The 11,376-nt window shown below is 65.5% G+C and carries 11 protein-coding genes and 1 pseudogene; 5 read left to right on the top strand and 7 right to left on the bottom strand.

Features of this window, described 5'->3' with window-relative positions:
- Both KIK15_RS17195 and KIK15_RS17190 read right to left on the bottom strand, forming a co-directional pair.
- Positions 1-1,521 (bottom strand): NAD(P)/FAD-dependent oxidoreductase, encoded by a 1,521-nt coding sequence (locus KIK15_RS17195; RefSeq protein WP_214245971.1) that lies wholly within the window; start codon positions 1,519-1,521, stop codon positions 1-3.
- Complete coding sequence (locus KIK15_RS17190; protein ID WP_214245970.1) at positions 1,518-2,066, bottom strand: thioesterase family protein; 549 nt, start codon at positions 2,064-2,066, stop codon at positions 1,518-1,520. Before KIK15_RS17190 ends, KIK15_RS17195 begins: the two co-directional genes overlap by 4 nt.
- 168 nt (positions 2,067-2,234) lie before the next feature.
- Between KIK15_RS17190 and KIK15_RS18795 the strand changes: the two genes are divergently transcribed.
- Positions 2,235-2,525 carry a hypothetical protein gene (locus tag KIK15_RS18795; protein WP_307851955.1) on the top strand — a complete coding sequence of 97 codons (291 nt, stop codon included), beginning with the start codon at positions 2,235-2,237 and terminating at the stop codon, positions 2,523-2,525.
- Between the two features lie 9 nt (positions 2,526-2,534).
- Here the strand turns inward: KIK15_RS18795 and KIK15_RS17185 are convergent.
- The 3 genes and pseudogenes from KIK15_RS17185 to KIK15_RS17175 all read right to left on the bottom strand — a co-directional run.
- Positions 2,535-3,275: pseudogene (locus KIK15_RS17185) on the bottom strand (aldehyde dehydrogenase family protein); the annotation flags it as partial.
- 33 nt (positions 3,276-3,308) lie between these two features.
- A protein-coding gene (locus KIK15_RS17180; protein WP_374222876.1) for an IS3 family transposase occupies positions 3,309-4,453 on the bottom strand; the annotation gives its coding sequence in 2 pieces (ribosomal slippage) (positions 3,309-4,189 and positions 4,189-4,453; 1,146 coding nt in all).
- A gap of 43 nt (positions 4,454-4,496) precedes the next feature.
- A complete protein-coding gene (locus KIK15_RS17175) occupies positions 4,497-5,315 on the bottom strand; it encodes an Imm49 family immunity protein (protein ID WP_214245968.1) in 819 nt (272 codons plus the stop codon).
- 199 nt (positions 5,316-5,514) lie between these two features.
- Here KIK15_RS17175 and KIK15_RS17170 point away from each other — a divergent pair, with 199 nt between their 5' ends.
- Positions 5,515-6,402 carry a hypothetical protein gene (locus tag KIK15_RS17170; protein WP_214245967.1) on the top strand — a complete coding sequence of 296 codons (888 nt, stop codon included), beginning with the start codon at positions 5,515-5,517 and terminating at the stop codon, positions 6,400-6,402.
- 106 nt (positions 6,403-6,508) lie between these two features.
- On the opposite strand, the gene KIK15_RS17165 is transcribed toward KIK15_RS17170, so the two are convergent.
- Both KIK15_RS17165 and KIK15_RS17160 read right to left on the bottom strand, forming a co-directional pair.
- Positions 6,509-8,617 carry a S9 family peptidase gene (locus tag KIK15_RS17165; protein WP_307851952.1) on the bottom strand — a complete coding sequence of 703 codons (2,109 nt, stop codon included), beginning with the start codon at positions 8,615-8,617 and terminating at the stop codon, positions 6,509-6,511.
- On the bottom strand, positions 8,614-9,507 hold the full coding sequence (locus KIK15_RS17160; RefSeq protein WP_214245966.1) for a phosphoribosylaminoimidazolesuccinocarboxamide synthase: 894 nt from the start codon (positions 9,505-9,507) through the stop codon (positions 8,614-8,616). The genes KIK15_RS17165 and KIK15_RS17160 overlap by 4 nt, the downstream gene beginning before the upstream one ends.
- A 93-nt stretch (positions 9,508-9,600) precedes the next feature.
- Here KIK15_RS17160 and KIK15_RS17155 point away from each other — a divergent pair, with 93 nt between their 5' ends.
- From KIK15_RS17155 to KIK15_RS17145, 3 genes are all read left to right on the top strand, one after another.
- Positions 9,601-10,170 carry a dihydrofolate reductase family protein gene (locus KIK15_RS17155; protein WP_214245965.1) on the top strand — a complete coding sequence of 190 codons (570 nt, stop codon included), beginning with the start codon at positions 9,601-9,603 and terminating at the stop codon, positions 10,168-10,170.
- Between the two features lie 52 nt (positions 10,171-10,222).
- Positions 10,223-10,849: a putative glycolipid-binding domain-containing protein gene (locus tag KIK15_RS17150; protein ID WP_214245964.1), complete on the top strand. Its 627-nt coding sequence runs from the start codon at positions 10,223-10,225 to the stop codon at positions 10,847-10,849.
- 66 nt (positions 10,850-10,915) lie between these two features.
- Positions 10,916-11,376 (top strand): DUF222 domain-containing protein (locus tag KIK15_RS17145; protein WP_214245963.1); only part of this gene is annotated, 461 nt, incomplete at its 3' end.

The following is an 11,376-nucleotide window of genomic DNA, read 5'->3' as shown; positions in this document are numbered from 1 at the left end:
TCAGGCTTCCTTGACGATGCGTGTGCGGTGGTCGGTGGTTCGGAACTTCGATGCCCGCCGCCGATAACCGAAGATGCTGGCGGGCCAGAGGTTGCTGTTTCGCCCGGTGGCGTCGAGATACCAACTCGTGCACCCGCCGCTGGTCCAGACCGTGCCGTCGGTGAGCGCGTCCACCAGCCGGCCGAACTTGGCCTGGGCGTCGACAGTGGGTTCGACGGTGGCCACCGCGCGCTCGGCGCACCACCGCATGGCCTTGTTGATGTAGCGCAGTTGGGACTCGAACATCATGATCACCGACGTGTGCCCGAGTCCGATGTTCGGCCCGTGCATGAGGTAGAGGTTGGGGAACCCGGCTACCGACGTGCCCATGTACGCGCGGGGCGATTCCCCCCAGTGCTCGGCCAGCGAAGTGCCGTCGGGTCCGACCACCGAGTCGGTCAACGGTAGGCGTTTGGTTTCGAACCCGGTGCCGAAAATGACCGCGTCGACCTCGTGGGTGACACCGTCCTGGTCCACCAGTCCGGTGCGCGTCGCACGTTCGATCCCAGATGTCCGCACCGATACGTTCGGTTGCGAGAGCGCGGGATAGTAGTTGTCCGACAGCAGAATTCGCTTGCAGCCCATCGAGTAGTCCGGTGTGAGCTTTGCGCGCAGCGCGGGGTCCGAGACCGCCCCCTCGAGATGGTGGCGTCCCTCCTTCTCACCGATGGCCATCAGGGCCGGATGCCGGAACGCGGCGAGCTTGACCTCGCGGGTGGCGAACACCGCGGCGCGTCGCAGTCGCTGAAGCCATGGCAGCAGAGCGGCGGTCGAGCGCTGCGCTCGCGAGATCGCCGCGTCGTGGCGCGGCATGACCCACGGTGCGGTGCGCTGGAACAGCGTCAGTGACCGAACCACGGGCTGGATCTGCGGGACGAACTGGATGGCCGACGCCCCGGTGCCGACCACGGCGACGCGCTTGTCGGACAGATCGACGGAATGATCCCAGCGGGCGGAGTGGAAGACGGGACCGTCGAAGGCCTCCAGATCAGCGATGTCCGGAATCACCGGGTCGGCCAGCGCGCCGGTGGCGAGCACCACGTGGTCTGCGGTGACGACTCCCTCTTCGTGGTGCAGGACCCACCGCAGATTCGGCACGTCCCAGATCACCGAGGTCACGGCGCAGCTGGTACGCAGATGCGGGATGAGCCCGTTGTCGCGAGCGACCCGTTCGAGGTACGCGCGGATCTCCTCCTGCCGGGCGAACGTGTGCCGCCACCGTGAACTCGGCGCGAACGAGAAGGAGTACAGCGCGCTCTGAACATCGCACGCAGCCCCGGGGTAGGTGTTGTCGCGCCAGACGCCACCGACGGTCTCGGCTCGCTCGAAGATCACCACACTCCCCTCGTGGCGATCGGCCAACCGGACCGCGGCACCGATGCCGGCGAAACCCGAGCCCACGATCGCCAAACGGTAGTGCTCGGTGTCGGCGACCGGTGGGTTCGAGGCCTCCGGGGTGGGGTCTGTCGGTGGAATCGTCATGAGCTGCCTCCGAGGTGGGAATCGATGGTTGTGTCCGCGCCGGCGTTGGTCGTGGTGTCGGCGGCGGTGTGCATGGAAGCCACCCATGAGACGACCCACGGCGGCAGTGTGGACGGAACCGAGAAGGTGACCGGAAGGGCGCGGATGAGATCCGGGGTGACCGACGATCCGCGCGAGTCGAGAATTCGAACGGCGACGACGGCGTGGGCGTGAACGGTCGCTTCGACCCGGAACGTCTGTTGGTAGTAGACGTTTCGCGTGTCGAAGCCGAGCGGCGTGGTGACGACCTCGTATCGCACACCCAGCGTCAGTGGTCGCCGATAACTGATGGTTTGCGCGACGACCACCGGGTGCCACCGGCGCCGGCGAAGGTGCCGCCACAGGCCGGTTCTGGCCATGTAGTCGATGCGAGCGGCGTCCAGTATCGACAGGTACCGGCCGTTGGTCATGTGACGAAGCATGTCGAGGTCGGACAGGCCGACCCGGAAGCGAGCGACCAGGCTGTGGCCGAACGACGAGCGGGGTCGGCGGAACTGCGATCGCATCGCGAGGATCCATCGGATCGTCATCATCCCGCGCGGCCCCTCTCATCCTGTGCGGTCAGGAGATGATCCTCCGTGGCCGAACCGTCTGCGCCCAGGGCTGGAGGAACAGAATCGAGTACCCGGCGCAGTGCACCGTGCACAGGCGTCCCCGGATCAGGCGGTGTTCACGTGCTCCCCGCCGCGCCACCTCCGCCGGCAGCGCCGACACCCGACACCGTCGATGCCGTGGAGGTGGGGGCGACGATCACCGTGGCGAACACTGCCCACGGGACAGCCCCGGAATTGGTGCCGACGAGCGTCTGCAGTGGCGATGGGCTGCCCGGTTCGGTGGCCGATTCCAAGTACGGGCGATACGTGTTCGCCAGTCCGAAGGCCACGATGTCCGGTAGTGCCGCGTCGAGGTCGATGGTCGGCGTCGTCGAGGATCACGGTCGCCGACTTGCCGCCGAGTTCGAGTGACACCGGACGAAGCAGCTGACCACACGTCTGCGCAATGGACCTACCCACTTCGGTCGAGCCTGTGAACGCCACACGGTCCACACCGGGATGGCCGACGATGGCCTGCCCGACCTCGGCGTCGCCGAAGACGATGTTCGCGACACCGGCGGGCAGGCCTGCCTCCTCGAGCGCGTCGACGATCAGCAGGGAATCGAGAACAGTCTCGGGCGACGGCTCTACCACGACGACATTTCCGGTTGCCAGGGCAGGTGCAATCTTCATCCATGCCAGAGTCTGCGGGAAATTCCACGGGACGATGACGCCGACTACGCCCATCGGCTTGCGAACGAAATCGATCTGGCCACCGAGCAGACCGGCTCGTCGAGTCACGGTCGGCTGGTCGGCGACCAGGCCTGCGTAGTAGCGAAGAAGCAGCGGCGGGAACCCTGCTTCGAGACCGGTCAAGACGGCGATCGGCATCCCGTTCTGCCGGGAGACCGACTCGGCGATCTCCGATCCCCGCTTCTCCAGCGCGTCAGCCACTCGCTCGAGTGCCTCTGCGCGCTCGGCGTTGGTCAGTGACGACCATGGCCCGAGTGCCCGCCGTGCCGCCTCGACAGCACGATCGACGTCGGACTGCGTTGCCACGGTGACAGTGCCGAGACCGACCTCGGTACTCGGGTTGACGACGTGGATGAGCTCGGTGCGGTCGCTCGGCGTCCACTTACCGTCGATGAAGAGATGGTGGCGAGTCCCCGTTACTGAGTCCACCCGGTTCTGGAGTCGGGTTGGTGTGATCCGTTCTCAGTTGATGCTGCAGGCCACCGGGGTGTGGGTGCACCTGCACGCGGCAGCGTGCTCGGCCGGCGTCCGGTAGCCCAGCGCCGAGTGGCGGTGTCGGTGGTTGTGCTCGGCCTTGAAGTCGCCGATGACTACGCGGGCCTCGAACAGGGTGTTCCAGTGGTTGCGGTTGAGGCACTCCTTGCGTAGGCGGTTGTTGAACGATTCGATGTAGCCGTTGTCCCACGGGCAGCCCAGCGGGATGTACACCATGCCGGTCTTGTTCTCGCAGAACCGTTGCAGCGCTTGCGAAACCATCTCCGGCCCGTTGTCCATCCGCAGCACCTGCGGTGGGCCGCCGGCAGCGGCGAAGGCCTTCTCCAACTCGAACACCAGCCGCTCGCCGGTGATCGAGCGTTCCACCACGTGCAACAGCGACACCCGGATGTGTTCGTCGATCATCGACGCGATCTTGATGGCCTTGCCGTCGATGGTGGAGTCGAACTGGAAATCGAGCGCCCACACCACGTTCGGGGCGTCGGCTTCCACCGGGGGCACCGAGGAGATCCCGGCCCGCTTACGCGGGCTGTGCGCACGCACCTGCAGGCCCTCTTCGCGCCAGAGCCGGTGGATCTTCTTCTTGTTGACCTCACGGTGCTCGTCGAAGCGCAACGCCGCCCAGGCACGCCGGAACCCGTGACACGGGTGTTTGGTGACGTAGGCGCGCAACCAGGCCCGCATTTCGGCATCGGGATCATCAGGGGTCTGCCCGAGCGGCAGGCGGCGATAGGTGGAGCGGGCCAGCCCAACGGCCCTGCACGCCAACCGTTGCGACAAGCTCATGGTGTCTTTGAGCATGTCCACGGCGCGGCGCTTGGCAGCTGGGCTCAGAATTTTCCCTTCGCGACCTCCCGCAACGCGTCCTTCTCGAGTTCGGCCTCGGCCAGCAGCCGCTTGAGGCGGGCGTTCTGCTCGCGCAGCTCCTTGAGTTCCTTGGCGGCGTCGGTGTCCATCCCGCCGTAGGTGCGCCGCCAGTTGTACAGCGTGGCGGGTGAGACACTCAGCTCAGCGGCGATCTCCTCACCGTTCTTACCCTCGGCAGCCAGCTCATCCGCACGGCGCAACTTGCGCACGATGTCCTCCGCGGAATGCCGTTTGCGACCAGCCATGTGTTTCATCGTCCCTTTCGGCCCGACCTCGGGCCACAGGACTCTAAAACCGGTTGGACTCATTCACCGGGACCACGCCAAGACCACTGCGGCGGACCATGGCGGCGACCGCGGCAACCGGCAGCGCGAACATCCCGCGTGGATCGCGCCTGCGCTCAGCCGTGGCGGTCCAGTAACTGCGGTGCGCGGCCAGCGCGGCACCCGTGTCCCGGGCGAGGTCGGCTTCGTCGCTGTTCCACGCCGCGACAAGCATGTTGATCAGCGGACGCTCGAGGAGCCACACCTGCTCCGCCACTGATTCGTCTCCCGCCGTGGCCTCTTCATCATCGGGCATCGCGGCGGAGGCCTTCATCAGCCCATCCACCCAGGGTCGGTCGCCAACTGCCGTCAGCAACATCTCGCGAAAGGTATCGCGGTGGGGATGCGGCGCCGACGGGAGCGGGTGGGTCATGATCGACCGCATTGCTTCGGTTGCATAGCCGTTCCAGCTCAGTTGCGACCACCAGAACAGGCGAGTCCACGCCTCCACGGTGTGCACCTCAGTGGTGCCGGTGTAGGGGATGACGCTGCAATAGTTCGCGATTGGCGGGTCGACGGGCTCTCCACCCGGCAGCCTGGTGTTGAACAACGCGCTGTAGAGGAATGTCAGGTCCTCGCCGGCTTCGACGGTTGCATCGCTGTACGCGCCGGGGTCGGAAACCAAGAGCAGACACAGCAGCCGTTCACCGAGGGTGATGGTCTCGGTGACCGACGCGCCCTCACCCACCGCGCGGGCGTGGGCGAAGAAGTCTGCGCGGGCCGCCTCCAGCTCGGCAGCCACGTCGAGTTCAAGCTCATGACGATCGACACGGACTGGAATCATTCGCAGTCACCTCCAGGTAGTCAGCAAATATTCAATGCTTAGACGCGGCGAATCGGCCGATGGTTCCCACAGACGTCGAGCGTGCCGAAATGAGGCGTCGAGCGTGCCGAAATAAGGCGTCGAGCGTGCCCAAACGAGGTTGTTCACAGGCTCACAGATGGGATGAAACCAATCCCGGTGTCGGATGCGTCCAATACGCATGGACACCTCACCACAACATGACTTCTGGGGCCCGACGCCGCTGTTTCGTCGCGCCGACCTCGACGAGACCGGCCGACGGGAAATGCGACGGATCCACCGCGACGTCTATTTCGACCCGACCGCTGAGACCACCCCGACCGACCTCATCAAGGCTGCGACGCTGCGAGCCGGTCCTGGCGCGGTGGTCGCCGGGACCAGCGCAGCGATTCTGCACGGGACCCGCTACGTCAACCAAACCGATGTCGAGCTGATGCGTAATGCACAGGGGCAAGCACGAAACCGTAACGCGGTACGCATCATCCGCTCGGATCAACTCGACCCCGTCGACATTGTCACGATTGACGGCATGGCGGTGACCAGCCCAGTCCGCACCGCATATGACCTGGGGCGCCGATTCCCTGATTGGCAGGCGCTGGCTCGGCTCGACGAATTGACGGCGGTGACCGACCTCGACCTACGGTCGCTGTGGGCCTATATCCGCGATCATCCGCGGACTCGTGGAATCTGCCAGATCCGCGAACTGATCAAGTGGATCGATCCCCTTGCCGAATCACCACAGGAGAGCCATCTGCGCTACGCCATCATCAAAGATCAATACCCGCAACCGGAATCACAGGTCGAGCTGATCGAACGGGGACGGATCATCGCGCGCTTCGATCTTGGCTACCGCCGGTACAAGCTCGGGATCGAGTACGACGGATACGACTACCACTCGTCACCGCAACAACAAGCCGCCGATGCCGCACGCGATCGAGACGCCGCGCGACTGGGGTGGAAGACGATCCGTGTCCTCGGCCCCGAACTGCGAGACGAGCCGTTCGCGGTGACCGCTCGAATAGGTCGTGCACTCACCGAACGGGGTTGGCGCCGAGGCTCCACGGCCTGATGTCGGCACGGTCGACACCGCACTTCGGCACGATCGACGGGTGATATCGGCACGGTCGACACTGCACTTCGGCACGGTCGACGGGTGATTTCGGCACGGTCGACGGTCAGACGGCCCCGGTCTGGCGCAACACCCAGGCGTGCTCGAAGGCCACTTCCTCCCACTTCTTGTATCGACCGCTGACGCCGCCGTGGCCGGCCGACATTTCCGTCTTCAGCAGGATCGGGTTCTGCGAGGTGGTGTGCGCCTGCAATGCGGCCACCCATTTGGCTGCCTCGGTGAACAGCACTCGGGTGTCGTTGAGCGACGTGAGGGCCAGGATCGGGGGGTACGCTTTCGCCGCCACGTTCTCATACGGCGAGTACGACTTCATGTACTCGTAGACGTCCTTGTCCGCCAACGGGTTGCCCCACTCATCCCACTCGATGACGGTCAGCGGCAACGACGGATCGAGGATGGAGGTGAGCGGGTCGACGAAGGGCACCACGGCGAGAATCCCGTTGAACAGCTCCGGCGCCAGGTTGGCGACTGCACCCATCAGCAGCCCACCAGCCGACCCACCCTCGGCCACCAACTGCGCAGGCGTAGTGGCCCCAGAGTCGACGAGATGGCGTGCAGCGTCGACGAAGTCGGTGAACGTGTTCTTTTTGGTCAACGTCTTGCCGGTGTCGTACCAGTGCCGACCCATCTCACCGCCGCCACGGACGTGGGCGATCACGAACACCACGCCGCGATCCAGCAGCGACAGCCGAGCGATGGAAAAACTCGGGTCGATGGACGACTCGTAGGACCCGTAGCCGTAGATCAGGGTGGGCGCCGGACGCTGCACACCTTTCTTCGCCACGATCGACAGCGGAACCTGGGTGCCGTCGGTGGCGGTGGCCCATTCGCGATGCTGCTCGTAGTCGGCTGGGTCGAAGCCACCGAGAACGGGCTGGCGCTTCAACAGGATTCGCTGCCCGGTGGCCACGTCGAGCTCGAACAGTTCGCTGGGTTCGATGAAGCTGGTGTAGCCCAGGCGTAGACGCGGCGCCGCCCATTCCGGGTTGCCGCCCAAGCCGACCGAGCAGAGCTCCTGGTCGAATTCCACTTCGGTGAAGGCGATCTCGGCTCCCGGGTCGGCTCCGCGCAGGTCAGCAATCGACACCCGCGGGATGGCACCACGGCGGTAGCTGAGCACCAGCTGATCGGCGAACGCATCCACGCCCTCGATCCGCACGTCCGCCGAATGCGGCACCAGCACGCGAGTGGCGGTCGGGTCGGTCACCGGCGCATCGAGGACCTCGAAGTTCTCGGCGTTCTCGTTGTGGGTGATGAGGAATCGGTCTTCGCCGGCGATAACCGCATGTTCCACGTCGTATTCGATGCCCTCGCGGCGCGGCCAGACGACGGTGAACTCACCGGTCGGGTCGTCGGCGGGCAGTACGCGTACCTCCGAAGTGATCTTGGAGCCCAGAGCGATCATCAGATACTTGTCGCTGCGGGTGGCTCCGATGCCCACCCAGTACCGCTCGTCTGGTTCGTGGAACACCTGCACATCAGGTGTGCCTGCCCCGATGTCATGACGCCACACGGTGTCCGGGCGCCACGCATCGTCGACGGTGAGGTAGAAGACGTGGCGGCCGTCGTGCGACCAGGTGGCTCCGCCCGCGGTGTTCTCCACCACGTCATCCAACAGCTGCCCGGTGCGAAGATCTTTGAACCGCAACGTGTATCGCTCGTCGCCCACCACATCGGTGCTGTAGGCCAGCACCGAACCGTCGTCGGTCACCGAGAACGCGCCGAGGCTGTAGAAGTCGTGGCCGTGGGCGTCGACGTTGGAGTCGAGCAACAGTTCCTCACCGGGCAGCGGCGCGTCACCCTCGACTGAGGGTGGGGTCCAGTCGTCTGGTCCGCTGATGGGACAGCGGCAGCGCAGCGCGTACTGCTGCCCTTCGACGGTGCGCGCGTAGTACCAGTGGTTTCCGCGGCGCGACGGCACCGACATGTCGGTTTCCTGTGTGCGCGATTTGATCTCGGCAAAGAGCGTGGCGCGCAAGTCGGCCAGGTCTGCGGTGGCGGCTGCGGTCACGGCGTTCTGCTGCTCCAGGAACGCGATCACCTCGGGATTGTCCTTGTCCCGCAACCATTCATAGTCGTCGATCACGGTGTCACCGTGATGGGTGCGCTCGGTGGGCACCTTCGCGGCGACGGGGACGGCAGGGCTCTCGGTCACTGATCTCCCTTCGGCCAGTCGGCGAACGACTGGCCTGACAAACGTTGGTATGCCTCGATGTAACGGTCACGGGTGCGCTCGACCACCTCCGACGGCAACGCCGGTGGTGGCCCGTCGCCGGTGCGATCCCAACCGGAATCGGGACCGGTGAGCCAGTTGCGCACGATCTGTTTGTCGTAGCTGGGTTGCACCTGCCCGGGCGCATAGGCCGTGGCATCCCAGTAGCGTGAACTGTCCGGCGTCAGCACCTCATCGGCCAGCACCAGGCTGCCATCGGCGGCCGTACCGAACTCGAACTTGGTGTCGGCCAGAATGATTCCGCGCGATGCGGCCAATTCGGCACCGCGCCGGTAGATGTCGAGGGTCAACTCGCGCGCCGCGTGGGCCACCGACTCCCCCACTGTGGCCACCACCTGATCGAACCCGATGTTCTCGTCGTGCGCACCGAGGTCGGCCTTGGCCGCAGGGGTGAAGATCGGTTCTGGTAGCTGTGCGGCCTCACCCAGTCCGTCGGGAAGCTCGATGCCGCACACACCACCGGTTGCCTGGTAGTCCAACAACCCGGAGCCGGTGAGATAGCCCCGCGCCACGCATTCCACCGGAAGCATCGGCAGCCGCTGCACCACCATCGCCCGCCCCACCAACTCGGCCGGGATCCGCTCGTCGGTGGGTCCACCGGCCAGATGGTTGACCACGCCCAGGGTGTCGAACCAGAAGAACGACATCGCGGTGAGCACCCGACCCTTGTCCGGGATGGGCGTAGCCAATATGTGGTCGTAGGCCGAGATGCGGTCGCTCGACACCATCAGCAACGTCGCGTCGTCGATCTCGTACAGTTCACGCACCTTGCCTGAGGCGACGTGACGATATGACTTCAGGGTGGGCCGCATACCCCGAGGTTAATCGCTGGCGCCGCCACCCCGATCAGTGGCAGGGTGGCCGCGGCCGAGCACCAGCGCGGCGGACACACAACCGAAGGACATATGCGAAACCTCGTCTACTACGTGGCGGTCAGCATCGACGGTTACATCGCCGACCCCGACGGCGGATTCGACGCCTTCTCGGTCGAGGGCGATCATGCGTCGGTGGTGTTCGGTGAGTACGCCGACGCCCTGCCCGCGCACGCGCACGCCGCGCTCGGCATCACGGCACCTGGTACCCGGTTCGACACCGTGATCATGGGATGGAACTCCCTGGTCCCGGCGTTGCAGGTGGGCATCAGGAGTCCCTATCCGCATCTGCGGCAGTACGTGGCCAGCCGATCCAACCGCGACGTGGACCCGGCGGTCACACTCACCGACGATCCCGCACGCACAGTTCGCGAGCTGAAACAGCTGGCGGGCCTTGACATCTGGTTGTGTGGCGGCGGCACACTCGCCGGTGCGTTGCTGACCGAGATCGATCGACTGGTGCTCAAACGCAACCCGGTGGTGTTGGGTGCCGGAATCCCGTTGTTCGGCAACGGGACTGCGCACGAGACGAGGCGGTTCACACTCGCTTCGGCGCGCCCGTTCACATCCGGAGTCGTGATCGAGGAGTACACGCGCAGCTAACTGCTGCGCCGACTGGTTCCCGCCACGACACTGCACCGCTACGCTCGTCGCCATGCCGGGCAACCAGACCCACACCACCGGTGAGCCGCCCACCCGATGCTGGTGGCGGGGCACCGACGATCCAGCGCGGGTGGATTCCGCCGTGCTCGCCTTCACCACGACCGGATTGCTCGGCTACGGCACCTCGATCACTGCCGACTACTCCTTGAGTTGGGGCCTTGACGTCGACTCTCACTGGCGCACAAAGCGACTCGATGTCTGTGTCCATGCCGCCGGGTGGGCCCGCTCGCTGCACCTGATGCGCGGGAACCTCGGGCACTGGTCGGCGACGACGGCGGTCAACGGAGAGGTCGACCTGCCCGATCCAGGTATCGCCGACCCAGATGCGCTTGTCGGCGTGCTTGATTGCGATCTCGGACTCTGCCCGGCCACCAACACGATGCCGATCCGGCGGCTCGGTCTCCTCGACGGTGTCGTTGCGCCGATCACCATCCGCGCCGCCTGGGTCGACGTTCCGTCGTTGCGGGTGAGCGCCTCAGATCAGATCTATTCGGCTGCCGACGGATTGGTCGATTTTGCCCTCGCCGATGAATCCTTCCGCGCCCAGCTGACCGTCGATGCCGACGGGGTGGTGATCGACTACCCAGGCCTGGCCCAGCGGGTCGACGTGCACCCCTGACGCCTTACGATGTTCGAATATATGTTCTATAGTATGCGTACAGTCATAGTTGGGAGGGGGTGCCTCATGAGTGGAACACTGATCGAGCAGTACGCGCAGCTGCATGCCCTGCTCGATGACATCGCCGCGGCCACCTCGAATGCATGTTCCGAAGCCGAGGTCGCAGAACTGGCGATCACCCACGAACACGCCGTCCGAAGATTGGGTTCTGTGGGGCTGCACCGCATCCTCGACGTCTCCGACCGCGACGCCCACCGGGCCGTGCACTGCTCAACACTCATCGAGTTCGTCGCCCAACGCCTACGGATCACCAACCCGAAGAAACGGTTACGGCAGGTCAGCGCACTGTCCCAACTACACGCGGCGACCGGGGAAAAACTCCCACCCCGCACTCCTGCGACCGCCGCCGCCATGGCCGACGGCGCGTTGGGCCACGACCACGTCGACGCCGTCCTCGACGTGCTGGCGAAAATCCCCTCGGCCACCGCACCAGAACTACGCGACCTCGCCGACACCCACCTCGCCGA

Source organism: Williamsia sp. CHRR-6 (assembly GCF_018474015.1).
GTDB lineage: Bacteria > Actinomycetota > Actinomycetes > Mycobacteriales > Mycobacteriaceae > Williamsia_A.
Note: the sequence above shows the minus strand (reverse complement) of the source record. Positions and strands in the feature narration are given on the sequence as shown.

Bases quoted from the DNA above. Each gene is read 5' to 3' on its own strand.
- KIK15_RS17195 (WP_214245971.1), bottom strand. From the start codon at position 1,521: ATGACGATTCCACCGACAGACCCCACCCCGGAGGCCTCGAACCCACCG.
- KIK15_RS17190 (WP_214245970.1), bottom strand. From the start codon at position 2,066: ATGCGATCGCAGTTCCGCCGACCCCGCTCGTCGTTCGGCCACAGCCTG.
- KIK15_RS17175 (WP_214245968.1), bottom strand. From the start codon at position 5,315: ATGATTCCAGTCCGTGTCGATCGTCATGAGCTTGAACTCGACGTGGCT.
- KIK15_RS17170 (WP_214245967.1), top strand. From the start codon at position 5,515: ATGGACACCTCACCACAACATGACTTCTGGGGCCCGACGCCGCTGTTT.
- KIK15_RS17160 (WP_214245966.1), bottom strand. From the start codon at position 9,507: ATGCGGCCCACCCTGAAGTCATATCGTCACGTCGCCTCAGGCAAGGTG.
- KIK15_RS17155 (WP_214245965.1), top strand. From the start codon at position 9,601: ATGCGAAACCTCGTCTACTACGTGGCGGTCAGCATCGACGGTTACATC.
- KIK15_RS17150 (WP_214245964.1), top strand. From the start codon at position 10,223: ATGCCGGGCAACCAGACCCACACCACCGGTGAGCCGCCCACCCGATGC.